Origin of the sequence: Micromonospora sp. DT53 (genome assembly GCF_049841535.1) — a bacterium.
In the GTDB taxonomy this organism is placed as follows: domain Bacteria; phylum Actinomycetota; class Actinomycetes; order Mycobacteriales; family Micromonosporaceae; genus Micromonospora.
This window is the reverse complement of sequence record NZ_JBNCKM010000003.1, coordinates 361,152-386,435: the sequence shown is the minus strand read 5'-3', so window position 1 is coordinate 386,435 and position 25,284 is coordinate 361,152. Positions and strand designations below refer to the sequence as shown.

Genomic DNA, 25,284 nt, shown 5'->3' with positions numbered 1-25,284 from the left:
GCTGTGATGACCCGCTGGACCCCCGACCCCACCTTCTACCCGTCGCCCCGCGAGGCGGTGACCGCACCGGCGGAGAAGCTCGCCTACGTGGCGGCCTTCGACCGGACGGCCACCCGCCCGGACGCCATCGTGGTGCTGGACACCGACCCCGACTCCCCCGACTACGGCCGGGTCGTCGGCTGGACCGACCTGCCGTACGTCGGTGACGAGCTGCACCACTTCGGCTGGAACGCGTGCAGCAGCGCGCTCTGCCCGACCGCCCCGCACCCGCACGTCGAGCGGCGCTACCTGATCGTGCCCGGGCTGCGGTCGTCACGCATCCACGTGCTCGACACCCAGCCCGACCCGCGCCAGCCGCAGATCGTGAAGGTGATCGGGGCGGAGGAGCTGGCGAAGCGGGCCGGCTACTCGCGCCCGCACACCGTGCACTGTGGCCCGGACGGCATCTACCTGTCGGCTCTCGGCGGCGCGGACGGCGCGGAGGGCCCGGGTGGCATCGCCATCCTCGACCACACCACGTTCGAGGTACGCGGGGCGTGGGAGGCCGACCGGGGTCCGCAGTTCCTGGCGTACGACGTGTGGTGGCACCTGACCCAGGACGTGCTGGTCACCAGCGAGTGGGGCACCCCGTCGATGATCGAGGACGGCATCGTCGGTGAGCTGCTGCTGGGCCGACGCTATGGGCACGCCATCCACTTCTGGGACCTCGCGAAACGCCGGCACGTCCAACGGGTCGACCTCGGCGACCAGTATCAGATGCCGTTGGAGCTGCGGCCGGCGCACGACCCGACGAAGTCGTACGGGTTCGTCGGGGTGGTGATCAGCGTCGAGGACCTGTCCGCCTCGATCTGGCTGTGGCACCGGGACGGGGACGCCTGGGCGGTCACCAAGGTGATCGACATCCCGGCCGAGCCGGCCGACCCGGCGGACCTGCCCGACCTGCTCAAGCCGTTCGGGGCGGTGCCGCCGCTGGTGACCGACATCGACCTGTCGGTCGACGACAGGTTCCTCTACGTCTCCTGTTGGGGCACCGGGGAGCTGCGCCAGTACGACGTCAGCGACCCGCTGCACCCGGTGCAGACGGGTTCGGTGCACCTCGGCGGGATCGTCCGCCGGACCGCGCACCCGTCCGCACCGGACGAGGCGTTGGCCGGTGGCCCGCAGATGGTGGAGGTCAGCCGGGACGGGCGGCGGGTCTACGTCAGCAACTCGCTCTACGGCTCGTGGGACGACCAGTTCTACCCGGACGGGGTGGGCGCCTGGCTGGCCAAGCTCGACGTCGACGTGGACGCCGGCGGCCTCACCCCCGATGAGCGGTTCTTTCCGCACGGGGAGGAGTTCCGGGGCCTGCGGGTGCACCAGACCCGGTTGCAGGGCGGGGACGCGTCCTCCGACTCGTACTGCTATCCGTGACCGTCACCACCCTGGCGACGCTCGCCGCGCTCGGCGCGTTCCATGGTCTGAACCCGGCGATGGGTTGGTTGTTCGCGGTGGCCCGGGGCCTGCAGGAGCGCAGTCGGTTGGAGCTGCTGCGCGCCCTGCCGCCGATCGCCGCCGGGCATCTCGCCTCGGTGGCGATCGTCGCCGCGTTGGTCGCCGCGACCCGGTCGGTGACGACGAGCACCGCCCTCGCGGTGGTCGGCGGGGTGTTGCTTGTCGCCTTCGGGCTGTGGCGACTGCTCTCCGAGCGGCACTTCCGCTGGGCGGGGATGCGGCTGTCCGCGGCCCAGCTGGCCGGTTGGTCGTTCCTCATGTCCTCGGCGCACGGCGCGGGGCTGATGCTGTTGCCGGTGCTGGTGGCCGAGCCGGTGCCCGGGGGTCACTCCGGGCACCTGGCCGCCGCGCCGGTGGGCGCGCTGTCCGGTCTCGCGGCGGCCGGGGTGCACACCGTGGCCATGCTCGGCGTCGCCCTGGCCGTGGCGATCCTGGTCTACCAGGTGCTCGGGGTCGGTGTGCTGCGTCGGGCGTGGTTCAACGTGGACCGGCTCTGGGCCGGGGTGCTGGTGGCGGCGGGGTTGGTGACGCTGATCCGGGCGTGACGATCCATCGTGGAAACGTGTGATGTGTGATCTCATGTGGTGGTGATCACTCCGACTCCCCTCATGCGTCTGGTGGCCGGTGTGTGGGGGTTCAAGACCCTCGCGGTCGGCGTCGAACTCGGCCTGTTCACCCGGCTCGGGGGCGGGCGGACGATGACCGTCGAGCAGGCCGCCGCCGAGTTCGGGCTGCCCGACCGGCCCGCGGACCTGCTGCTGGCGGCCAGTGCCTCACTCGGCCTGTTGGAGAAGGCCGGCGACGGGTACCGCAACTCCGAGTTGGCCGAGCAGTTCCTGGTCGAGGGCCGCCCGTACTACTTCGGCGCGCAGGTGCGCTACTCGGACCTGCGCACCTACCTGCCCTGGCACCGCATCGGCGAGGCCCTGCGCACGGATCGGCCGTTGACCTGGGACCCGGAGTCCCAACAGTCGATGTTCGACACCGCCGACCCGGCGATGCTGGCGCAGTTCTGGGACGCGATGTTCTCCACGTCCAGCTTCACCGCGAGCGCGTTGGCCGACGCGTACGACTTCTCGGCGCACCGCCGGCTGCTCGACGTGGGCGGCGGGGCGGGCGCGTTTCCGATCGAGTTCTGCCGCCGCCTGCCCGCGCTGCGGGCGACAGTCCTGGATCTGCCGCACGTCTGCGTCCGGGCCCGGGAGCGGATCGCCGAGGCCGGCCTGACCGGGCGGATCGACGCGGTGGCCGGCGACTTCCTCGCCGATCCGGCGCTGCCGGACGGGCACGACGTCATCCTGCTCAGCATGATCCTGCACGACTGGGACGAGCCGACCAACCGGGCGTTGTTGGCCCGGTGCCACGCGGCGTTGCCGCCCGGCGGGGCGATCGTCGTCTGTGAACTGCTGCTCAACGACGAGCGCACCGGGCCGCCGGAGGCCGCCCTGATGGGGATGAACATGCTCGTCGAGACCGAGGGCGGCCGGAACTACTCGGGTGCCGAGTACACGGCCTGGCTCACCGACGCCGGCTTCGTCGACGTACACACGGTGCCCTTCGACGCCCCCGGCGCCAACGGCGCGGTGGTGGCCCGCCGAGCCTGACCGACGACGACACCCGGCCCCGGTGCGAACCGTGGGCCGGGTGTCGCGGCGCCTCACGGCGCTGGCGTCCGATCGGCTACCGGTACGGGTCAGGCGCGAGCCTTCGCCGGCTGCTTCATGAAGTCCATGACCGCCTTGTTGATCTCGTCGGCGTGGGTCCACGGGATGCCGTGCGGCGCGCCCTTCATCGTGATCAGCTGGGCGGTCGGCATCATCGGCCCGAGCCGCTGACCGGTCACCGGGTAGGGCAGCACGCGGTCCTGGTCACCCTGCATGATCAACACCGGAATGTTGATCTTCGGCAGATCCTGACGGAAGTCTTCCTGCCAGGCGTCCACACTGTCGTGGGTGGCCTTGCCGGAGGCCATCGCGCCGATCTGCCAGTGCGCCCGGTACGCCTCTTCGCTGACCCGCTTGCCCATGTTCTGGTCCGGGTTGAAGAACGCGTCGCAGAAGGACGTCAGGTAGGCGAACCGGTCCTTGATGATGGCGTCCTGGAAGCCCTTGAACAGGCTCCGCTCGACGCCCTCCGGGTTGTCGTTCGCCTTGGCCAGCATCGGTTGCAGCGGGCTGAGCAACACGGCCCGGCTCACTCGCTGCGAGCCGTAGTTGCCCAGGTAACGGACCACCTCGCCGGTACCCATCGAGTGACCGATCAGGGTCACCTCGTTCAGGTCCAGCTCGGTCATCAACACGTCCAGGTCCGCCGCGAACGTGTTGTAGTCGTACCCGAACGCCGGCTGGGCGGAGTTGCCGTACCCGCGCCGATCGTAGGTGATCGTCCGGTACCCGGCGTTTTGCAGCGCGCGGGTCTCCTTCTCCCAGGTCGCGCCGTTGAACGGGAAGCCGTGGACCAACACCACCGGCTTGCCGGAACCGTGATCCTCGTAGTACAGGTCGATGGGCGCGGAGTTCTCCGTACCCACGGTGATGAAAGGCATGTTTGTCTCCTGCTCCGGTCTCGGGCTGTCGGACGTCAGGCGCTTTCCCGTCGGGTCGCCGGATATGCGGGCCGTCAGATCGGCCCGAACCAGAACGGGAGCAGAGGTTTCGCGACCCGCCCCTGCCGACCTAACCTCGGGGGGTGAAACTTCCGCCCCGGCTGCGGGCCGTCAGCGACCTGCACGTCGGGCACCCACAGAACCGCGCGTTCGTCCAGGAGCTGCACCCGGAAAACGACGGCGACTGGTTACTCGTCGCCGGTGACGTCGCCGACCGGTTCGCCGACATCGAATGGGCGCTCGGGCTGCTGAGCAGCCGGTTCGCGCGTGTCGTCTGGGCACCCGGCAACCACGAGCTGTGGACGCCACCGGGGGACCCAGTCACGTTGCGCGGCGAGGAGCGCTACCGCGAGCTGGTGCGGATGTGCCGGCGACTGGGGGTCGTCACCCCGGAGGACCCGTACCCGGTGTGGGACGGCGACGGCGGCCCGGCCACCATCGCCCCGCTCTTCGTGCTCTACGACTACACGTTCCGGGTGCCCGAGGCCCACACCCAGGAGGAGTCCCTGGCCCTGGCTTACGCGGCAGGCGTGGTGTGCACCGACGAGGCGCTGCTGCACCCCGACCCGTACCCGAGTCGGGAGGCGTGGTGCGCGGCCCGGATCACCGAGACCGAACGCCGGCTGGCCGAACGCGACCCGGCGCTGCCGACGGTGCTTGTCAACCACTACCCGCTGGTGCGCGAACCCACCGACATCCTGCGGTACCCGCTGTTCGCCCAGTGGTGCGGCACGGTGCGCACCAGGGACTGGCACCTGCGCTTCGACGCGGCAACCATGGTCTACGGGCACCTGCACATCCCCCGCACCACGTTCCACGACGGGGTGCGTTTCCAGGAGGTCTCCCTCGGCTACCCCCGCGAGTGGCAGCGCCGCGGGCCGGTGCCCGACCCGGTGCGCACCATCCACCCCGCCGACGACGTGCGCCGACGCTCGTCCGTCAACGGCTGAGGCCGTCAGGATTTCCGCAGCGGCCGGAACGCGGCCCGCACCTCCGCGGAGAAGAGTTCCGGCTCCTCCCACGCCGCGAAGTGCCCGCCGCGGTCGGCTTCGTTGAAGTACGCGATGCCGGGGTAGACCGCCTCGGCCCAGCTACGCGGAGCGGGCCAAAGCTCGCCCGGGAACGTGGTGAAGCCGACCGGCACCGTGACCGGCGGCGGTGCCTGGCCGGCCGCCTGGGCGGCTGCTTGAAACCGCCCCTGCTCCCAGTACCACCGGGCGGACGAAGCGCCGGTGCCCGTCAACCAGTACAGCGTGATGTTGTCGAGGATGCTGTCCCGGGTGAGACCGCCGGCCGGTTCACCGTCGAGGAACGCGCGGGAGATCTTGTAGTAGCTGTCCGTGTCGTGGTCGAGCATCCAGGCCGCCATCCCGACGGGCGAGTCCAGCAGCGAATAGCCGATCGTCTGCGGCCGGGTGGACTGCTCCAGGAAGTAGCCGAACCCGTCCATCGAGAACAGCTTGAGCGCGTCGAGCGCGGCGCGTTCCTGCTCGGAACTCGCCGGCAACTTGTCCTTGATGCCGACCGCCCCGGCGAGCAGGTTGACGTGGATGCCGAGCAGCCCTTCGGGTGCTTGACGCCCCATGGCGTCCGTGACGGCCGCGCCGACGTCGCCACCCTGTGCGACGTAGCGCGAATACCCTAGGCGGTCCATGAGTTTCGCCCACGCCTGTGCCATCCGCGCCGAATTCCAGCCCGGCTCGGTCGGCTCGCCGGAGAAGCCGTAGCCGGGCAAGGACGGCAGCACCAGGTGGAACGCGTCCTCGGGCGTGCCGCCGTGCGCCGTCGGGTCGGTCAGCGGGCCGACGGCCCCGAGCAGCTCGACGACCGAGCCCGGCCAGCCGTGCGTCATGATCAGCGGCAGGGCGCTCTCATGCTGCGACCGCACGTGGATGAAGTGAATCTCGACGCCATCGATGTTCGTTGTGTACTGCGGCAGCGAATTCAGCTTTGTCTCGCACGCACGCCAGTCGTAATCGGTTGTCCAGTAGCGGGCCAACTCCTGGATCGTCGCCAGCTGCACCCCCTGCGAGCGATCGGTGACCAGTTCGCGAGTGGGCCAACGGGTAGCCGCGATCCGGCGACGCAGGTCGGCGATCGCGTCCTCAGGTGTGACGAGCCGGAACGGACGAATTTCGCTGTCGTTGGACATCTTCCCCACCTCGCCACGTCGAGTCGGCCAGCGCCGATGCACCGACAGTGCCGGCACTCGCCCAGTCTCACAGCGGGCCGACGCCACCCGGGCCGAAACGCGAATCGCCGCCGCGCCTCCACGTCGTACCCATGGGATGATCAACCGGTGGGTGAACCGGACGAAGACGACGACAACTGGCTGAACGGCGAGGAAGTCGCCTGTCCGGAGTGCCACGAACGCCTCTACCGCCTCGACCACTCACCACTGCTGGACTGCTACTTCCTCTACTGCGACAGCTGCCCGATGCGGGTCGATGTCAGTTACTACGACAAGACGTTCAGGACCATCGCGGACGCGCTCCCTTCGCAGGACAGGACCTACCCCACGCTGATGGCGGCACTTGAGGCGCGGCTACGACGATGCGACTGCGGCGGAGGGTTCCGGGACTCGGCACCTCGGCGCTGCCACCGGTGCTCCACCGTCCTGACGGCCATCGGCGAGCCCTCCGGTGTCGACGTCTGGCCGGGTTGGTGGACAGATGAGACGGACACCGGCTCCCTGGAAGAGACGTTCACGGCCAGGTACTTCCGCACCGAGGACCTCTGGGAGCACTGACCCTGCCGTTACGCACCGGTCCACCGAGTTCGATCGTTTGAGTCTGAGTCGGCAGAACAAGGAGGCATTCGTGGCAGCCTCGCTGCGCCGCATTGCTCTGAATCGGCGGTCCGAAGCCGGAACCGAGCCGGGCACTGTTGAGGCGCGGGGCTCATAGCCTGCGGAGACGGCAGCGCGTGTGCTCGTGGATGAGGGCGGCCGCCGCTCCCCCGGCGGCCGCCCACGCCTCGGTCAGCTCGCGTAGACCTCCAGCGTCGACAGCTGCCCGGCCGGCCAGCCGGTGTTGCCGGTGACGGTGATCCGCACGTAGCGCGTCTGCGCCGCGCTGAACGTCAGCGTCACCTGATTACCGCTGGCCGGGTCGAAGATCCGCCCCGCCGATCCAACGAGGGCGGAGAAGCTCCCCCCATCAGTGCTGCCCTGCACGGAGAGGGTCTGCGTCCGAGCACCCCACGCCGACGACGGCGGCAGCTTCAGTACCACCCGCCCAACAGTGCGCGACGAACCCAGATCGACCTGCACCCACTGCGGGAACGCGCTGTTGGCGCTCTCCCAGTAGCTGTTCACGTCACCGTCGACCACGTTCCCCGACCCGTAACTCTGGACATGACCGCTCTCCGACGTGGGTCGACCCCGGGCCAGGTCCGCGTTGGCCGCGGCGTCCGTGGTCACGGTGACCGCGGAGGACGCGCCGGAGGTGTTGCCGCCGGCGTCACGGGCGACGACAGTGAAGGTGTACGCGGTGGACGGGCTGAGCCCGCTCACCGTCGCCGTGGTGCTGGTGACGGTGGCGACCACGGTGCCGCCCTGGCGTACCTGGTAACCGGTAACCTCGGTGTCGTCGATGGAGGCCGTCCACGCCAGGGACACGCTCGTCGAGGTCTTGCCGGTCACCGTGAGGCCGCTCGGGGTGCTCGGCGGGTTGTCCGGGACGGTGCTGCCGGCGTACACCTCGACCTGGGCGAGTTGGGCGGCCTGCCAGCCGGTGTTGGCGCTGATGCTGAGGCGGACGTAGCGGGCCGTGGTGGTCGTCAGCGTGCGCGTCACGGTGTTGCCTGTCGCCGGGTCGAAGGTGAACGCGGAGGCGGCGGCGATGGTGGCGAAGGAGCTGCCGTCGACGCTGCCCTGCACGGTGATGGTCTGGGTACGCGCGCCCCAGCCGGTGGGGAGCCGCACCACGAGCTTGTTGACCTGGTGGCTGGCGCCGAGGTCGACCTGCCACCAGTGCGGGAAGGAGCCGCCGCCGCTCTCCCAGTAGCTACCGGCGTTCGAGTCCACCGCGTTCGACGCCGGGAACCCGCTGCCCTGGCTGCTCGCCGAGATGGGCCGACCGGCGGCCAGGTTCCCGCCGGTCGGGGGCGGGGTGCCGACCATCGGCGGCGTGGGGCGTACGGCGGTGAGCGCGAGCTGCCCCTTGAGCATCCGGCCGCCGTCGGCGGTGATCCGCAGGTAGTAGTCGGAGGAACAGGCGACGCCGTCCTCGTCCAGTGCGCGGATGTTCGCGCCGGCCGGGGTGGTGGCCTGGGTTTCGGACGTCTTGGCGATCTGGTTGCCCTCGTTGTACTCGTCGAACATGGACACGTACAGGCCCTGGGAGCCGAGCCGGACCATGTTGTAGATGTGCCGCCAGTAGAAGTCGCCGTGTTTGCGGTGACCCCCGGCGAGGTCGCCGGGCATGACGCAGGGCAGGTAGTCGATGCCGCGCGCCGCGCAGTCGGCCATGTCGCCGACGTTGACGTTGTTGTAGTACGAGTCCAGCTCTTCCACCGTCCGGGCCCGGTAGACCATCCACGGCGAGATCGCGTGGAACGCGTGGTAGACGTCGAGGAAGCCGGGGCGGGAGTCCTCGATGCCCTGCCGCCACCAGGTGGGCACGCCACCGATGACGTAGCAGCCCTGCGCCTTGAACCAGTTGATGACCTCCAGGCAGGGCCCCGGGGTGAAGGGCCGGCTGGACTCGCTGAAGCCGAACCCCCAGATGCAGACGACCGGTTTGCCGTTCTGCCGGGCGTACGCGGACGACGCGGTGTGCGCCGCCATCTTCGTCGTCCAGTCCGTCTTGATCTCCGACTGGAAGGTCAGCCAGTCGGTGACGTCGTACATGATGTAGAACTTGCGGTTGTACCGTTCGGCGGCGGCGCGCACCTTCTGGGTCATCGCGTCGCGGGTCGGGCCCTCGTCACCCATCGGGTTGAACCGTTGCAGCGCGGCGGTGTCGCACCCGTTCTCCTGCATCCAGCGGAAGTGGGTGTCGACCGTCTGCTGGTCGTACGAGGAGAAGAGGGTGGCCGGCTGGCCGTTGCCCAGGTTGGGGTACGCGGTGGGATAGGTGCGGGTGTATTCGCGCATGTCCGGCCAGGACACGATCGTGGTGTTGGCGGGTGAGGGCGGCTGGAACCGGTCGCGGCCCCAGTGCCACCAGCCGCCGATCGGCGCCCCGTCGCCGGGTGCGCTGAACCAGCCCTGGTAGCCGACCGTCACCTTGCCGACCACGTCCCCGGGGGGACTGGCGGCGTGCGCGGGGCTGGCCAGGGTGGTGAGCAGCTCGGTGGTGGAGGCGGTGGCGAGGGCGGACCCGGCCAGCACCGATGTGACGAACCTGCGGCGGGAGACCGCCATGACGACCACTCCTTCGGGACGGAAGGCATTGACGGCCATCGTGGCAGCAGTGGATGCCGACCCGCAAGAGTTAGACTGTTCGATGAAATTCCGGGTCAGATGACGGGAATTACACGCTGGACCGTCAGTGGCCGATGGCGCGCTCCAGCGCCCGCACCGGGGAAAGGATCTGGCCGCCGGCCTGGCGGCGACGGGCGTCGCGCACCGTCAGCCGTACGCCCTCGGTGAAGCCGATCCTGGGATACCACCCGAGCAACTCGCGCGCCTTCCTGGTGTCCAGAGCCATGTTGCGCACCTCGCCCGGCCAGGGCAGCGGCTCGTAGCGGGCCGCGTTGTCGACGCCGGACGCCACCCGGACCGTGTCGTACACCTCGTTGACGCTCGTCTGCCGACCCGAGGCGATGTTGACCATCCCGACCCCGTGGTGGTGACAGGCGACCGCGATCGCCTCGGCGACATCGCTGACGTAGATGAAATCCCGGGTCTGTGTGCCGTCGTCGTAGATCACCGCCTGCCGGCCCCCGAGCAGCGCATCGGCCATCAGGGACACCACGCCGCAGTCGCCGCCCTGCTGCCGCGGCCCGAAGACATTGCCGAACACCATCGAGGTGTACGACAGGCCGTGCTGACGCCCGTACCAGTCGAGGTAGTGCACGCCGACGGCCTTGCTGACGCCGTACGGGCTCACCGGCGCGATCGGATGGTCCTCGCGGACCGGCAACTCGTTGGCGGCGACGTTGCCGAAGATGTCGCTGCTTGTCGCGTTGATGAGCAGCCGTACGCCGCCACGGGCGCAGGCGTCCAGCACGTTGACCGTGCCGAACACGTTCACGTCGGCGTCGTACAGGGGTGAACGATGCGCTGCGGGAACGCTCGGCTGTGCGGCGAGGTGCACCACCACGTCCGGCTGCCACGTGTGGATGACCTCGACACCCTCCGGCGTACGGATGTCACCCGATACGACGTCCGCCTCGGTCAACCCGCCGGACACGGCGTCGGCCAGGTTCTCGATCCGGCCGGTGGAGAAGTTGTCGAGCACCCGGACCTGGCTGCCCATCAGCATCAGCCGGGCGACCACGTGACTGCCGATGAAGCCGGCGCCTCCGGTCACCAGAACGCGCCGGGGCACCAGGTCCGTCGGCGGGTCGACACCAACGGCGGGAACTGGCATATCCGAAGCTTAGTTAGGTAAACGGCATTTTTGTCCTCTTTGCAGTATTTGGTGCTATCTCGCTAGTAATTTGCTCCCAGGGGGTGCTCGTCGGCGTGCCCTGGGAGCACCTGAGCACGAGGGAGGACGGCGCCGTGGGAGAGACTCCGGGTTCGTCGCCGCGACGAACCGGCGGTGTCGTGCTGGGCGCTCCGCTGCTGGTCCTCGCCGGCGCCGGACTGGGCGCGGTGGTGACAGTGATCAGCCTGCTGCCCGGGGCGGTCGGCCTGGCCGCCGCCGTCGCAGTGCTGTGTGTCGGGGCGTTCCTGCTCTGGCCCGAGCGATGACACCGAACAGGACCATCGCGAACAGGGCCATGCCGACAATGGGCGCCACCCAGTCATCGTCGAACGCGAGCCGGGACTCCCCGGCGGTCTCGGGGCTGTCGGGTGACGGATCGCGTGATCAGCGGCCTCGCGCTGTGGTGCGGCGGTGGTCATGACGTGCCTGCAACGATGGACCGACTCGGCTGACGGCCGGCGCTGCGCGCACCTTGGTCAGCGCCTGTAGAGCTGCCCCAGGATTGGGGCAGTGGACCGGGTGCACCCGATTCGACGATCATCAGTTGCCGCCGTACGGATCCCCGCCGGCACACCGCCCCGCAGATGGGGCAGCTCTACAGGCGGGAGCAGCTCTACCGGCGGGAGCAGCAGTGTTCACGCCCTGTTTCGCGCGGTGGACGGAGACGGCCCATGCCTGGTCCGTCTCGACTGCCGACCAGAGACCGGCAGACGGGCCGTCACAGGCCGACGGGGCCGGAGCCTTCGCCGGCTCCGGCCCCGTCGGTACGCCCGAGATGCCTACGACGTCGGATACTGCGGGAGGTAGACCGGAACGCCGACAGCGGTCATGTCGGCGGCGTCACCGACGCCGTTGACCACGTGGTCGATCGTGCCGGCGCTGAGGTTGACGGTCATGATGTGGTGCAGCCGCACCCCCGGCCGGTTCGGGACCTCGAAGCCGTTCTCGGTGTGGATCGACGGGTTGTTCTGGTTGAACACGTACACCCCGCCGCCGTAGAGGGTGTGGTGACGGACCTGGTCGCCGACCTTGTACCCGGCCCAACCCTCGACCGGGCCGTTCATCCAGTCGGCCTGCGTCGGCGGGTCGTACGGCAGCTCGTTCTGGTAGAGGATCGTGGTGCCGTGCTCCCCGTTCCAGACCGTGTTGTACCGCTGGAAGTGCTCGACGAACAGGCCGGTCGCGGTCACGTGGTCGCCGTTGATGACGGCGCCGTAGCGGCCGGTGTTGGTGCGCCAGCGGTCGGTGTCACCGTTGACGCCCTCGGTGAAGCCCTCGACGCCGTGATCGCCGCGCCACACCCAGGTGTGGTCGATGAGCACGTTGTCGCTGTTGACCTCCAGGGCGGTGTTCGTCCGGCCGACGTGCGGGCCGCCGACCCGGAAGTACACGTCGGAGAGCGTGGTCGGGTTGTGCGGGCTGCTCGCGTTGTGGCCGTGCTGGCGGCCGACCCGCAGCAGGACCGGCGACTCGACCAGGCCGGCGTCGATGGTGACACCGGCGACGATCACCCCGGGCACACCTGCCACGTCCAGCGGGATCGCGCCGTTCACGGCGGTGAGGGTGGCGTGCCCGATCCCGAGCACCACGGTGCCCGGACGCCGGACCTCGATGCTGCGCGCGATGTCGTACGTGCCGGGCGTGAGCAGCAGGTGCTTGCCGCGCGCGAGCTGGCTGTTGATGACCCGCACCGAGTCGGACGGCTTGGCGACGAAGAAGTCGTCGATCCCGATGGTCCGGCCCGGCGTGATGCCGTCGGCCCAGGAGACGCCCCGGCTGTCGTGCTGGGCGGCGGGCACTCGCACCTGGTAGCGACCTTTGCCGTCGACGAAGAGGTAGGGCTTCTCCCGGCTGGTCGGGGTGGTCTCCAGGGTGGTGTACGGCGGGTCGGGGAACGCGGCGTCGTCCGGCGCGCCCTCGACCCCCGCGAACACCTGGTTCCACACCGCGTTGGACCAGCCGCCGACCTCGCTGTTGCGGGTCAACCACTGTTGCTGCGAACCGTTGGTCGTGGCCGGCAGCCGTGAGTCGGCGATGAACCCGCCGCTGGCGTACTGCGGGCCGGCGGTGCAGTAGTCCATCAACGACAGACCCCCGCCGGCGATGTTGAGCCGGCGCATCGACACCGCCTGCGAGACCGCCCAGAAGTTCGCCGACGACCGGCAGTCGTCCTGACCGGCCGCGTTGATGGTGAGCGAGAGGTTGGACAGGGTGCGCCAGAAGTTGACGAGCGCGAGGCAGTTGCCGGTGCCGCCGTCGGCGAGGCAGCGGTTGTAGACCTCGAGTTTGCCGTTGACGGTGACATCGGTGGGCGAGGCGCCGAGGCCGGACACCTCGGTGTAGTAGCCGACCTTGGCCTGCAACGGCTGCGCCGCCGTGCCGTACGTGCCCGGCTTGAACAGGTAGGCGTGCCGCTCGGTGCCCATCTCGTTGTCGACCTGCCGGGCGTGCGCGGCGTCGAGGGTCTGCTGGATCTCGCCGACCGGCATGGACGGGTCGAAGATCGTCACGTTCGGGCCGAAGTCGGGCGCGCCGCGCGTCGGGCGGCCGGCGCTGGCGGCGGTGCTGGTCACCGCGACAGCGGTGGTCACCAACACAGCGAGAAGGAGGGTACGACCGGAGGTCCGGCGAACCCGTCGGGACGGGGCTGTCATGTGGTTCGTCCTCTCCGCTGGCCGGCGTACTTCCGGCGCAGCTGGGGGCGGTGAGAGCGCTCTCTGACTCCTGCGGCCGAAGGCGGGGTTGCGCCGAAGGGGTTGACATGTTTCTACCCCCTGAGCCGGCCGCGCGCCATGACCACCGACGGCGAACTTCGGGCCGGGCGGGTGAGATTGGACGGTGACGCGGGGCAGGCGCTGATGTGGATCGACTCGTTGCCCCACCTGAACGAACGCATTCATGAGTGCCTGGTGGACCGTGGTACGCGTTCCTGATCGCCGATGAGTCACCCTTCCGACGCGGCATGGCAAAAATATTGGCATTGGTGGATGCTGATGCAGAAGCGGCCCGATTGTGTGGCCGATCCGTGCGCAAGCGGACCACTTGGTCGCTCGCCACACCGGGTGCCTCTGCGCTCGACCGCTGGCTGCCCGCCCTCAATTACAGGAGTCGAAAATGGCCATACCCAATTCGAACGACCTATCCGGAAGCGCGGCGTTTCAGGGATTGCTGTCGATTGGCCTGACGGTCTTGCCCGCGCACACTGCGGCGGTCCGACACCTGACCGCCGATCAGCTAGGCGTTCAACAGGCCGAGGCGGAGTCGCTGGCAGTGCGGCTGCGCACCCGGGCCCGGCAACGTTCGGAGATCTCCGAACCCGAGCTGGCGAAGCTCGCCGAGCTGGCCGGACTCTCCCCGACCGACATCCGCGACCTCATGCAACGGGCTCTCACCCACGGGTTGGCGCTGATCGAGGCGTTCCCGGAGCTGACGTCGATGGACGATCACGCGAAGAACATGCTGATCTTCGACGCGATACGACGCAACGAGGCGTTCGTAACTGCGCTCAAGCGCGCGACCACCGAGGGCGTCGCCGCCGACGATCAAGCCAGCGCGTGCAAGAACGCCTGTCTTCTGGCGTTCTTGATGGCCATGTTCACTGCGCAGATCGATGCCGTTACGCGGATGATGGCCTGCGCGGGCCTGGTATTCCCGCCGCTGGTCCTCGTCTGCGCCGCGGTCATGCTGATAATCATGATCGTGGCGATGACGAAAGCGAACAAGGAATACACCCAGTGCGTCGAGGACTGCCTGGAAGAAAACGGAGGAGGCGGAGGAGGGGATTGAGTGCCTCGTCTTTGGGGGTTGATCGTGCAATCAGCCGGTTCCCGGCCAAACTGCGCCGGCATCGCTCGCTTCCTCGGCCGGCCCCCAGCGGGGCGGGTCCCGGCAGGCGATCAAGACGTGAAAGGTCAGGTGCGGCTGGAGTACTAGGATGATCGCCGTGCAGTTCGGGGTGCTCGGGCCGCTCGCCGTGACCACGGACGCCGGCGAGCCGGTGGTGGTGCCCGGCACGAAGGTCCGGGCGTTACTGGCCGACCTGTTGGCCAACCGCAACCAGGTGGTCTCGGCGGACCGCCTCATCGACGACCTGTGGGGTGACGACGCCCCCGCCAACCCGGCCGGCGCCCTGCAGGTGCGGGTGTCGCAGCTGCGCAAGGCGCTCAACGATGCCGAGCCCGGGGCCCGTGAGCTGGTCGAGTCCCGACCACCCGGCTACCTGCTGCGGGTCGACACGCTCGACGTCGACCGCTTCGACGAGTTGGCCCGCTGCGCCGACGTCGAGCGGCTGACCGAGGCGCTCACGTTGTGGCGCGGCGAGGCGTACGCCGACGTGGCCGACGCCGAGTTCGTACGTGCCGAGGCGGCCCGCCTCGCCGAGCAGCGCCTCGTCGTGCAGGAGCGGTTGGCGCAGGCCCGGCTGGCCCGGGGGGAGCACGACCTGGTGGCCGCGGACCTGGCCGAGTTGGTCGCCAAGCATCCGTTGCGCGAGGGCCTGCGGGCGGTGCAGTTGCGGGCGTTGTACGCGGCCAGCCGCCAGTCCGAGGCGTTGGACAGCTACGCCGACCTGCGGGCCCGGCTCGCCGAGGAGTTGGGCCTCGACCCCGGCCCGGAGCTGGTCGCCCTGCACCGCAGGATCCTCGAACAGGACGCCGGCCTGAGCGCCCCGCCGAAGGCGGCGTTCACCCGGAACAGCCTGCCCGCCCCGCTCGACGAGTTGATCGGGCGGGCCGACGCGCTGGCCGAGCTACGGGCGCTGCTGCCGAGGCAGCGGCTGGTCACGCTTGTCGGGCCGGGTGGCGTCGGCAAGACCCGGCTGGCCACCGAGACGGCCCGCGCGGCGTCCTTCCCGGACGGCGTCCAACTTGTCGAGCTGGCCCCGCTCCCGGCCGGTGACGCGCCCGTCGCCGAACAGGTGCTCGGCGTCCTGGGCGCCCACGAGGCCGCCGGAACGACGCTGTCCCCCACCGATCGGGTGGTCACCGCCCTGCGGCACCGGCAGTTGCTGCTCGTGCTGGACAACTGCGAACACGTCATCGAACCGGTCGCCGAGCTGGTCGCCCGGCTGCTGCGCGACGTGCCAGGGGTGGGCGTGCTGGCCACCAGCAGGGAGCCACTCGGGCTGACCGGTGAGCTGCTCTGGGAGGTACCCCCACTGCCCGTGCCGGACGACGGTGACCTGGACGCGGTCCGGCGCTCGGCGGCGGCCCGGTTGTTCGTCGCCCGCGCCGCCGCGCAACAGCGCGGTTTCCACCTCGACCGGCAGACCGCGACCGCCGTCGCCCAGCTGTGCCGCCGCCTCGACGGTCTGCCGCTGGCGCTGGAGCTGGCCGCGACCCGGGTCCGTGCCCTGGGCGTACGCGGGGTGGTGGACCGGCTCGACGACCGGTTCCGGCTGCTCACCACGGCCCAGCGGGACGTGCCGCCCCGGCAGCGGACGCTGACCGCGGTGATCGGCTGGAGCTGGGACCTCCTGGACGAGCCCGACCGCGTGGTGCTCGCCCAACTGGCGGTGTTCCCGGACGGCTGCACCCCGGAGGCCGCCGAACACGTCTGCCGAACCGACCTGGACGCCCTCGCCCGGCTGGTGGACCGGTCGCTTGTGGTACTCGACGACTCCGGCGCGACGCCCCGTTACCGGCTGCTCGAGTCGGTGGCCGCGTTCTGCCTGGAACGCCTCAGCGACGCCGACGAGGTACGCGCCCGGCACGCCGGCTACTACACCGAGCTGGCCGAGCGCGCCGACCCCGGGCTGCGCGGGGCCGACCAGCAACGCTGGCTGGCGTTGCTCGACGCCGAGCTGGCGAACCTGCGGTCGGCGTTGGCGCACGGTGGCGGGCTGCGCCTGGCGGTCGCGCTGAGCTGGTACTGGTTTCTGCGCGGCCGGCTCACCGAGGCGCGGCGAGCGCTGGCCGTGCCCGGCGACCCGGAACAGGAGGCCCGCGCGGCCCCCTGGCGGGTGGGCTTCGCCCTGTCGCAGGGTGCGGCGGTCGCACCGGACGACGTGCGCGCCGCGGTGGCCGCCGACCCGGCCGGTCACGCCGCCTGGTTCGCGGCCAACGCGGTGATCGAGCACGGCGACCTGGCCCTGGTGTCGGAGCTGCTGCCCACCGCCGCCGCCGACAGGTGGACCGAGGCCGCGGTGCTCACCTCCCTGGCCCACCTCGCACACGCCAACGGCGACCAGGCCACCCTGGAGCGCACCGCTACCCGCAGCGCCGCGCTGTTCGCCGACCTCGGCGACCGGTGGGGTCGGCTCCGGGCGACGGAGTGGGTGGGTGGGCTGGCCGACATGCGCGGTCAGCACGAGCGCGCCGCCGCGCTGCACCGGGAGGGGCTGCGCTGGGCCGAGGAGTTGGCGCTGTGGCCGCAGGTCTGCGCCGAGCTGTCCTGGTTGGCCTGGATCGCCGTGCAGACCCGCGACTACGCCCAGGGCCGGGAACTTGGCGAACGCGCGTACGACCTGGCGGTGGAACAGGGCTCGCCCGGTGCCCTGATCTTCGCGGAGATGAGCCTTGGCCTGGCCGCCCGCCGGGACGGCAAGCTCGACCTGGCCGTCACCCACCTCACCCACCTCGCCGACCTGGGCCGGGGTGAGAGCCAACCCGCGCTCTACCTGCCGATGGTGCTGGTGGAGCTGGGCTACGCCGTCGAGTTGGGCGGCGACCCGGACGCCGCGTTGGCCCTACACATCGAGGCATTCGAGGTCGCCGAGGCGATGGCGACGATGCGGGACGCGATCAACCCGCTGGAGGGGATGGCGTCGGCGGTGCGCTCCCCCGAGGTCGCCGCCCGGCTGCTGGGCGCCGCGGCCGCCGCCCGGCTCGCCACGCAGTCCCCCGCCGCGCCGGCCGAACGCGACGACACCGACCGGGTGACCGCACGGCTGCGAGCCGAACTCGGACCGCAGCGCTTCGACGCGTTGCTCGCCGAGGGCGCGCAGCTGAGCCCGAGCGAGGCCCGGGCCCAGCTCTGACCGACGCTCAGGCGGTCGCTTTCGGCGCGTACGAGGCGACGATCACGCCGCTCTTGTGCACCCGGGTGTCGACCAGGTCGAACGAGGCCTTGACGTCGCTCAGTGCCACGGTGAGGCTGGGGCCGCCCTCCAGCACCGGGTGGATCCAGAAGCGGACCTCGTCCACCAGGCCCGCCTTGATCAGTTCGGCGGTGACCGAGCCGAAGCCGTACTGGATGATGTTCTTGCCCTCCTGGGCCTTGAGCGCGGTGACCGCCTCGACCAGGTCGCCCTGGAGCACCTCGGTGTTCTTCCAGGTGGGGTTGGTCAGGGTGGTCGAGGCGACGTACTTCTTGACGTTGTTGAAGAACGCGGCGCCCGTGGTCGGGTCGCTCTCGTCCATGTTCGGCCAGACGGAGGAGAAGCCGTCGTAGGTGGCCCGTCCCATCAGCATCGCGTCGGCTGCCTCGGTCTGCTCGGCGGCGAGGCCCATGGCCTCCTCGTCGAAGTACGGCATGGTCCACATCGGGTTGTCGATGACGCCGTCGAGGGTGATGTAGGTCGAGTTGATGAGCTTGCGCATCGGAATCTCCTGGGTTTTCGTCGTGTTCTCCGGTGACACCCAGAACTCTGCCGGCCCCCGCTTACGATTCGCTTCAGGCGCCCTTACCCGGCTCTTGCGGGCCCGGCGTCGGATCGGTGGACGGGATCGGCAGCGCCTGCGGGGTCACCGTGCCGCCGCCTGTCGAGTGGGCCGGGGCGGGACGGTCACCGACGCGGCTGTGCAGACGACCACGCCCGGCCGGCCCGGCCCGCCGGGTCACCTCGACGGCCACCATCCGCACCGGCGGTGGCGGCGCGGTGAAACGCCCGACGCCCCACCGCACCCAGATCGGGATCCGGCCGGCGTCCGCCTCCGCGCGCAGCTTCTGCACCGTACGGGCCCGGTCGGTGTGGTCGACCTCCACCACGACGGGTGGACCGTCGGGGCGGGCACAGGCCACGTCGATAACCGAGTGTCGCTGCTCCAGCGGCGGCGGCAACGGCAGCACGCTGGGCGCGCGCCGGTAGACCCGCCAGCCCTGGGCCTCGGCCCACCGCACCACCGCGTCGATCACCCGCGCGGTGACCTCGTCGGTGTCCAGGTCGACGAAGGTCACCTCGGCCAGCCAGCGACCCAGGTCCGCGGCCAACCGCTCGCCCTGCGCCGCGACCTCCACCGGCGCAGGATAACGCCTCAGCCGACGACGGTCGCGGTCGCGGCGAGGTGCCGGGTCAGCCAGGCGGTGGTGGCCGTACGGGCCGCCTCGGCGTTGGCCCGGGCCAGGAAGTCGTGCCCCTCCCCGTCGAGCACCAGGTGCCCGTGCGGCACGCCCCGGGCGGCGAGGGCCTCGGCGACCTGCGCCGACTCGCCCGCCGGCACGTTTGTGTCGTTGGCGCCGTGGATCAGCAGCACCGGCACGTCCAGCCGGTCGACGTGGGTCAGCGGGGAGAGGTCGCGCAGCAGGTCGGCGTCCCGCTGCGGGTCGCCGTACTTGCTGACGGCGGCGGCGGCGATCCACGGCTCGGTGCCGGCGAAGAAGGTCCGGAAGTCGGAGATGCCACACTCGGCGACCCCGGCGGCGAACAGCCCGGGGAAGTTCACCAGGACCGCGAGGACCAGGTAACCGCCGTAGGAGCGGCCCAGACAGCCGAGCTGACCAGGCCGGGCGACGCCGGCGTCGACGAGGTAGTCGGCGCAGGCCGCCACGTCGGCGATCGCACCGTACCGGCCGGCGAGGTTGTCGGCGGCGACGAACGACCGGCCGAACCCGGACGACCCGCGGACGTTTGGCGCGAAGACCGCGATGCCCTGCGCCACGAGGGCCTGGAACAGCGGGTTGTAGCCGGGACGCTCCTGCGCCTCCGGGCCACCGTGCAGGCTGATCGCGGTGGGCCAGGGGCCTGGCCCGGCCGGGCGGTAGAGCCAGCCGGAGAGCGGCAGCCCGTCTCGGGCACGCAGGTCGACAAGTTGCGGCGCGACACCGGCGTCGTCCGTCTGCGGGGCGGTGTCCGACCGCAGCGGGCGCGACGCCCCGGTCGACGGGTCGACCAGCCACACCTCCCGGGGCCGCACCGGCCCCTGCGCGCTGAGACAGAGCAGACCGCCGTCGGCGGCGAAGACGGCGTCGCCGAGCACCTCGCCGGGGGCGGCGACGGCCCGCTGCACACCGCTGGCGAAGTCGAGCAGGCTCAGCTCGCTGCGCCCGCCGTAGGTGTTCCACAGCAGCGCGCCGCGCTGCCCGTCCGCGCTCGGCGTGACGTGTTCCAGCTCGGCGTCCGGTCGCCCGGCGAGCCGGGTCGGTGGCTGGTCCGGTCGGGTCAGGTCGACCCGCACCAACGCGGCGAGCTCGGAGTACGCGTCGGTGCGGGCCAGCACGCTCGTGCCGTCCGGGCCGAACCAACCCTGGTCGGTGCTGCCCCGCCCGGTGTCCGGCAACAGCCGCCGCCGGACGCCGGTCGCCACGTCGAGCAGCTCCAGCCAGCGGGCGTTGCGCGGGCCGCGACGCAGCAGCGCCACTCCGGCGTCCGGGGTCACGTCCAGGAGGGTGAGCAGGTCGCCCTCGGCGAGCACCCGTCGGCGCCCGGTGACCGCGTCGACCAGGAGGGCCCGCCCGCGCTCGTCGGTCTCGGTGACCGCCAGCACCGCGCCGTCGGGCAGCCAGCCGGCCAGCGCGGCGCTGCGGCGACCGAACCCGGCGACCTGGTGGCGTCGACTGCCGTCCGGGCGCAGCACCCACAGCTCGGTGCGGGGCGCGCCCCCGGGGGCGACGACGCAGGCCAGCCACTGGCCGTCCGGGGACCAGCTCAGCGCGAGGACCGGCTCGTCGCCCACCGGCAGCGCGACGGGCGCGCCCGCGTCGACCTCGCAGACCCAGACGCCTGGCGTTCCGGCCCGGTCGGAGAGGAACGCCACCCGCCGGCCGTCGGGGGACGGCGCCGGGGCGAAGTCCTCGCTCGTGGGCACCGACGGCGACACCGGCCGGTGGCTCGCGGGTCGGGCCCGGCGGGTGGTGCGCGGCGTCTCAATCCGTACGCTCATCTAAACCCCGATCCGCTGCAACCAGAGCTCCAGCAGCCCGAGCTGCCAGAGCGCGTTGGAGCCCAGCGTGGTCCGCCGGGCGTTCGGCGCGTCCAGCAACTCCTCCAGGTAATCCTTGCGGAACAGGCCCCGCTCGCGCGCCGGTCGGGCGGTCAGCGCGTCCCGCACGTCGTCCAGCAGCGGGCCGGAGAGGTGCCGGATGGCGGGCACCGGGAAGTAGCCCTTCGGCCGGTCGATCACCTCGTCCGGGACGATGCCCCGGCTCGCCGCCTTCAGCACACCCTTTCCGCCCTGCGCCAGCTTCATGGCCGGTGGGCAGGCGGCCGCCAGCTCGACCACCTCGTGGTCGAGGAACGGCACGCGGGCCTCCAGCCCCCAGGCCATCGTCATGTTGTCGACCCGCTTGACCGGGTCGTCGACAAGCATCACCAGGCTGTCCAGGCGCAGCGCCGCGTCCAGCGCGGTGTCCGCGCCGGGCACGCCGAAGTGCGCGGTGACGAACTCCAGGCTGGCGTCGTGGTCGAGCATCCACTCGGGCGCCAGGTGCCCGCCGAGCGCGTCGTGGCGACGATCGAAGAACACCCGGGCGTACGCCTCGACGGCGTCCGCGCGGGCGACGTTCGCCATCGGCGGGTACCAGTCGTAGCCGGCGAGGATCTCGTCGGCGCCCTGCCCGGACTGCACAACGCTGATCCGCTCCGAGACCTCCTCGGAGAGCAGGTGGAACGCGACGCAGTCATGACTGACCATCGGTTCGCTCATCGCCGCGATCGCCTGGTGCACGGCGGGGACGAACCGCTGCGCGCCGATGCGGATCTGCTGGTGGTCGGTGTCGAAGTGGCGGGCCATCAGGTCGGAGTAGTGGAACTCGTCGCCGCTCTCCCCCGCCGCCGCCTCGAAGCCGATGCTGAAGGTGGCCAGCCCGGTCTGCCCCTGCTCGGCCAGCAGGGCGACGATCAGGCTGGAGTCCAGACCGCCGGAGAGCAGCACGCCGACCGGCACGTCGGCGACCATCCGCCGTCGTACGGCGGCGCGCAACGCCGCCATGAGCCGTTCCTGCCACTCGTCGGCGGACATCGCGGGCGCGGCGGCCCGGTTGAACTCCGGTCGCCAGTAGGTGGTGTCGGTGCTCCGGCCGTCCGCGGTGATCACCCGCACGGTGGCCGGCGGCAACTTGCGGACCCCGGCGAGGATCGTGCGCGGCGGCGGCACCACCGAGTGGAAGCTCATGTAGTGGTGCAGCGCCACCGGGTCGAGGTCGGTGTTCACGTCACCGGCGGCGAGCAGCGCCGGCAGGGTCGAGGCGAAGCGCACCCGGCCCGGCGTCTCGGCCAGGTAGAGCGGCTTGATGCCGAGCCGGTCCCGGGCCAGCACCAGGGTGTGCGTGGCCAGCTCGACCAGGGCGAACGCGAACATCCCGTAGAACCGCTCGACGCAGGCCGTCCCCCACCTGTGGTACGCCTTGAGGATCACCTCGGTGTCCGAGGTGGACCGGAAGGAGTAACCGGCGGCGGTCAGCTCGTCGCGCAGCTCCCGGTAGTTGTAGACGCAGCCGTTGAAGACCATGGCCAGGCCCAGCTCGGGGTCGACCATCGGCTGGGCGCCCGCGTCGGACAGGTCGATGATGCGCAGCCGGCGGTGCACCAGCGCCACCGACCCTTGCTGCCATCGTCCCTCGCCGTCCGGGCCCCGGGGGGTCAGGTCGGAGAGCATCCGCTCGACGGCGGCCAGGTCAGCTGGCGCCCCGTCGAGGCGGAACTCGCCTCCGAAACCGCACATGGCACGCACCTCTCCTCGGCTGGATCCGCTGGGGCCGCTGACCGGTCCAGGCTTGGCGGACCGGGTTGCGTCCCGATGACGGGTGGGTCAAGCGTGGGTTACACCGACGGTTCGTCGGCTCCACCGAGCAGCCAGGTGTCCTTCGACCCGCCACCGCGCGACGAGTTGACGATCATGCTGCCGGCGGGCGCCACCCGGGTCAGCGCGACCGGCGCCACCTCGGCGGTGTCACCGAGGAACACGAACGCCCGCAGGTCGACGTGGCGGGGAGCGAGCGCCGTGCCGTCGAAGACCGGGTGCGTGGTCAGCGCGATCATCTCCTGGGCGATCCACCGGTGCGGGGCCGCGAGGATCTGTTCCCGGACGGCGTCCAACTCCTCCGCCTCGGCCCGGGGGCCGATCACCACCCGGTCACCGCCGTACCCGTCGACCGGCTTGAGCACCAGCTCGTCGAGCCGCCCGAGCACCTCGGCCCGCTGCTCGGGCAGCCCACACAGGTACGTCGGCACGTCCCCCAACAGCGGCTTCTCACCCAGGTAGTACTCGATCAGCCGGGGCACGTACGCGTACAGCGCCTTGTCGTCACCGACACCGTTGCCCAGCGCGTTGGCCAGCGTGAGCCGCCCGGCGTGCACCGCGGCGAGCAGCGGCCACCCCAACGGCACCCCGTCCGCGCCCGGCGCGTGCAGCAACGCCTCCTCATCCATCCGCAGGTAGATCACGTCGACCTCGCGGCGGCAGCCCTCGCGGACCAACCGCACCCGGCCCTCCTCCACCAGCAGGTCGCTGGTCTCGGTCAGCGGCACACCCATCTCGTCGGCGAGCAGCCGATGCTCGAACCACGCCGGATCACCCGGGCCGCTGCTGAGCACCACCACGGCGGGGTCGGCGGCGGCGGCGGGCGCGGCCGCGACCAACGCCCGGTACAGCATCGCCGGCGTCTCGTCGGCGGGCAGCAGGTCCTCCGGCACCGGCAGCTCCGGCAGCACCGCCTGGGTCAGCCGACGGTTCTGCACCGCGTAGCCGATCCCGGAGGGCACCCGCAGGTTGTCCTCCAACACGTACCAGCCGCCGTCCGGGTCCCGCACGAGATCGGTCCCGGACACCTGGGCGCGGGTGCCCCGACGGCCCATCAGCGCGCCGGTCGGGCGCAGCCCGGGTGAGGACTCCACCAACCACGCCGGCACCACCCCGTCGGCCACCACGGCCCGGTCGGCGTAGACGTCGCGCAGGAACGCGTCCAGGGCGCGGGCGCGTTGCACCAGGCCGGTCCGCAGCGTCCGCCAGTCGGCGGCGGGCACCACCCGGGGCACCAGGTCCACCGGGAAGAGCCGGGTGCTCGCCTCGCCGGCCACGCTGAACGTCACCCCCCGGGCCCGTTGCTCCTCGTCCCGGTCGTGCTCGCGTTGACGCAGCACCCCTGCGCCGAGTTGGCGCAGGGCCGCGAGCATCGGGGCGTACGCCGGCTGCGGTCCGGCCGGTCCGAAGACCTCGTCGCCGGCATCGGCGTACGTGGGCAGCGTCGGCGGTGTCGGCGCACCCGGCAGCGGCCCTCGGACCCGGCCCCGGGTCTCGTCGAGCAGCAGGTCGACCACGTCGGCCAACCGGCCGCGCCGCTCGTACGCCCGCCGCTGCCGCGCCGCCGAGCTGCCGTGTTGCAGCGCGTACCGGGTCAGCTCACTGACCTGCTGCCAGTCCCCGGTCGCCTCCAACTGGGGGCGCAGGTCGGTCACCAGGCGGCGAACCGCCTGGGCGGCCGGAACCGGTCGGGCCGACCGGGGCAGGTCGAGCAGGTCGCCTTCCAGCCCGGAGCGGGCCGCCCGCCACAGGGCGGCGCGCAGCACCGGTGGTCGTACGGCCGTGCGGTCCACCCCGGCGCGCAGGGCGGCGACCTCCCGGCGGACGAGCGCCCGGAACAGGCCGGTGAGCAGGACGATGGTCTCCACGTCGGCGTTGGCGTCGGTGATCCGCAGTTCCACGGTGGGCACGTGCGCCGACGGCCGGACGTCGAAGTAGATCATGGCGGGGTCGGTGATGGTCTCGGAGGAGATCAGCTCGGCGACCAGCGCCTCGTGGTCCGCGGCGCTGGTCACCTCGCCCGGGTCGCCGGCGGTGGGCCAGCGTTGCCAGACCAACGATCGGACGCTGGCGTAGCCGCTGTCCTGACCCATCCAGTACGGCGAGCTGGTGGAGAGGGCGAGCAGCACCGGCAGCCACGGCTGGACGCGACGGGTGACCGCCACCGCCAGGTCCCGGTCGGAGACGCCGACGTGCACCTGCGCTCCGCAGATCAGCTGCTCCCGGGCGAGCAGCTGGTACTCGTCGAGCATCCGCCGGTAGCGGGACGTGGGCGTCACACTCGGGTCGCCGTCGGCGCGCAGCGGCACCGTACCGGCCGCCACGATGCCCAGCCCGGCCCGGTCGGCGACCTGGACGGCCGCCTGACGCAGCCGGGTCAGCTCGGCGCGGATCTCGTCCAGGGTGCGACAGACCGCGGTGTTGGTCTCCACCACGCTGCGGTGCAACTCGGCGGTGAACGAGGTCGCCGGCAACCGGTCGAGCAACTCCCCGGCGCGGGGCACCAACTCCCGGGTGTGCAGGTCGACGACGTGGAACTCCTCCTCCACGCCGATCGTGGCCAGGTCCGCCGGGTCACCGTCGTCCAGCGACAGGACCGGGTTCATGCGGGGGGCGGGCAGCGTCCGGCCGTTGCCGGACCGGCCCACCGGCCCGTCGTACGTCGGCGCGTTCGTGGTGTTGTCGGCCATGG

General features: G+C 71.2%; 18 protein-coding genes. 8 read left to right on the top strand and 10 right to left on the bottom strand.

Annotation, left to right across the window (positions count from 1 at the left end; all coding sequences use genetic code 11):
• Positions 1 to 6: 6 nt before the first annotated feature.
• From ACLQ3B_RS13075 to ACLQ3B_RS13065, 3 genes are read left to right on the top strand one after another with little or no spacing between them, the layout of a single operon-like run.
• Positions 7 to 1,413: a selenium-binding family protein gene (locus tag ACLQ3B_RS13075; protein ID WP_425780488.1), complete on the top strand. Its 1,407-nt coding sequence runs from the start codon at positions 7 to 9 to the stop codon at positions 1,411 to 1,413.
• Entirely contained in the window at positions 1,410 to 2,039 is a 630-nt protein-coding gene (locus ACLQ3B_RS13070; RefSeq protein ID WP_425780486.1) for a hypothetical protein, read from the top strand. The genes ACLQ3B_RS13075 and ACLQ3B_RS13070 overlap by 4 nt, the downstream gene beginning before the upstream one ends.
• Positions 2,040 to 2,081: 42 nt before the next feature.
• Positions 2,082 to 3,098: a methyltransferase gene (locus ACLQ3B_RS13065; protein ID WP_425780484.1), complete on the top strand. Its 1,017-nt coding sequence runs from the start codon at positions 2,082 to 2,084 to the stop codon at positions 3,096 to 3,098.
• An 89-nt stretch (positions 3,099 to 3,187) separates the two neighbouring features.
• Here the strand turns inward: ACLQ3B_RS13065 and ACLQ3B_RS13060 are convergent, their stop codons facing one another.
• Positions 3,188 to 4,039, bottom strand: a complete 852-nt coding sequence (locus ACLQ3B_RS13060; RefSeq protein WP_425780482.1) for an alpha/beta fold hydrolase — start codon at positions 4,037 to 4,039, stop codon at positions 3,188 to 3,190.
• A gap of 143 nt (positions 4,040 to 4,182) precedes the next feature.
• On the opposite strand from ACLQ3B_RS13060, the gene ACLQ3B_RS13055 reads away from it, so the two are divergent.
• Positions 4,183 to 5,049: a metallophosphoesterase family protein gene (locus tag ACLQ3B_RS13055; protein WP_425780480.1), complete on the top strand. Its 867-nt coding sequence runs from the start codon at positions 4,183 to 4,185 to the stop codon at positions 5,047 to 5,049.
• Positions 5,050 to 5,054: 5 nt separating this feature from the next.
• Here the strand turns inward: ACLQ3B_RS13055 and ACLQ3B_RS13050 are convergent, their stop codons facing one another.
• Positions 5,055 to 6,251 carry an epoxide hydrolase family protein gene (locus tag ACLQ3B_RS13050; protein WP_425780478.1) on the bottom strand — a complete coding sequence of 399 codons (1,197 nt, stop codon included), beginning with the start codon at positions 6,249 to 6,251 and terminating at the stop codon, positions 5,055 to 5,057.
• Positions 6,252 to 6,398: 147 nt separating this feature from the next.
• Here ACLQ3B_RS13050 and ACLQ3B_RS13045 point away from each other — a divergent pair, with 147 nt between their 5' ends.
• On the top strand, positions 6,399 to 6,848 hold the full coding sequence (locus ACLQ3B_RS13045; RefSeq protein WP_425780476.1) for a hypothetical protein: 450 nt from the start codon (positions 6,399 to 6,401) through the stop codon (positions 6,846 to 6,848).
• 231 nt (positions 6,849 to 7,079) lie between these two features.
• Here ACLQ3B_RS13045 and ACLQ3B_RS13040 read toward each other — a convergent pair whose 3' ends face one another.
• Positions 7,080 to 9,467, bottom strand: a complete 2,388-nt coding sequence (locus ACLQ3B_RS13040) for a discoidin domain-containing protein (RefSeq protein ID WP_425780474.1) — start codon at positions 9,465 to 9,467, stop codon at positions 7,080 to 7,082.
• 124 nt (positions 9,468 to 9,591) lie between these two features.
• Entirely contained in the window at positions 9,592 to 10,638 is a 1,047-nt protein-coding gene (locus tag ACLQ3B_RS13035; protein WP_425780472.1) for a GDP-mannose 4,6-dehydratase, read from the bottom strand.
• A 134-nt stretch (positions 10,639 to 10,772) separates the two neighbouring features.
• Between ACLQ3B_RS13035 and ACLQ3B_RS13030 the strand changes: the two genes are divergently transcribed.
• The gene (locus ACLQ3B_RS13030; RefSeq protein WP_425780470.1) at positions 10,773 to 10,964 is read left to right on the top strand and encodes a hypothetical protein; all 192 of its coding nucleotides are present in this window, start codon (positions 10,773 to 10,775) and stop codon (positions 10,962 to 10,964) included.
• Positions 10,965 to 11,477: 513 nt separating this feature from the next.
• Here the strand turns inward: ACLQ3B_RS13030 and ACLQ3B_RS13025 are convergent.
• Positions 11,478 to 13,352, bottom strand: a complete 1,875-nt coding sequence (locus ACLQ3B_RS13025) for an adenylyl cyclase (RefSeq protein ID WP_425780469.1) — start codon at positions 13,350 to 13,352, stop codon at positions 11,478 to 11,480.
• A 460-nt stretch (positions 13,353 to 13,812) separates the two neighbouring features.
• Here ACLQ3B_RS13025 and ACLQ3B_RS13020 point away from each other — a divergent pair, with 460 nt between their 5' ends.
• Together ACLQ3B_RS13020 and ACLQ3B_RS13015 are read left to right on the top strand one after the other, a co-directional pair.
• Positions 13,813 to 14,484 carry a hypothetical protein gene (locus ACLQ3B_RS13020; RefSeq protein ID WP_425780467.1) on the top strand — a complete coding sequence of 224 codons (672 nt, stop codon included), beginning with the start codon at positions 13,813 to 13,815 and terminating at the stop codon, positions 14,482 to 14,484.
• Between the two features lie 148 nt (positions 14,485 to 14,632).
• On the top strand, positions 14,633 to 17,674 hold the full coding sequence (locus ACLQ3B_RS13015) for a BTAD domain-containing putative transcriptional regulator (RefSeq protein ID WP_425780465.1): 3,042 nt from the start codon (positions 14,633 to 14,635) through the stop codon (positions 17,672 to 17,674).
• A gap of 7 nt (positions 17,675 to 17,681) precedes the next feature.
• On the opposite strand, the gene ACLQ3B_RS13010 is transcribed toward ACLQ3B_RS13015, so the two are convergent.
• From ACLQ3B_RS13010 to ACLQ3B_RS12990, 5 genes are all read right to left on the bottom strand, one after another.
• The gene (locus tag ACLQ3B_RS13010; protein ID WP_425780463.1) at positions 17,682 to 18,236 is read right to left on the bottom strand and encodes a dihydrofolate reductase family protein; all 555 of its coding nucleotides are present in this window, start codon (positions 18,234 to 18,236) and stop codon (positions 17,682 to 17,684) included.
• A 73-nt stretch (positions 18,237 to 18,309) separates the two neighbouring features.
• Positions 18,310 to 18,873 carry a hypothetical protein gene (locus tag ACLQ3B_RS13005; protein WP_425780461.1) on the bottom strand — a complete coding sequence of 188 codons (564 nt, stop codon included), beginning with the start codon at positions 18,871 to 18,873 and terminating at the stop codon, positions 18,310 to 18,312.
• Between the two features lie 17 nt (positions 18,874 to 18,890).
• Positions 18,891 to 20,735 (bottom strand): S9 family peptidase, encoded by a 1,845-nt coding sequence (locus ACLQ3B_RS13000; RefSeq protein WP_425780459.1) that lies wholly within the window; start codon positions 20,733 to 20,735, stop codon positions 18,891 to 18,893.
• A complete protein-coding gene (locus ACLQ3B_RS12995; protein ID WP_425780457.1) occupies positions 20,736 to 22,514 on the bottom strand; it encodes an N-acetylglutaminylglutamine amidotransferase in 1,779 nt (592 codons plus the stop codon). It lies immediately after the preceding gene.
• Positions 22,515 to 22,612: 98 nt separating this feature from the next.
• The gene (locus ACLQ3B_RS12990) at positions 22,613 to 25,282 is read right to left on the bottom strand and encodes a glutamate--cysteine ligase (RefSeq protein WP_425780455.1); all 2,670 of its coding nucleotides are present in this window, start codon (positions 25,280 to 25,282) and stop codon (positions 22,613 to 22,615) included.
• Positions 25,283 to 25,284 lie beyond the last annotated feature (2 nt).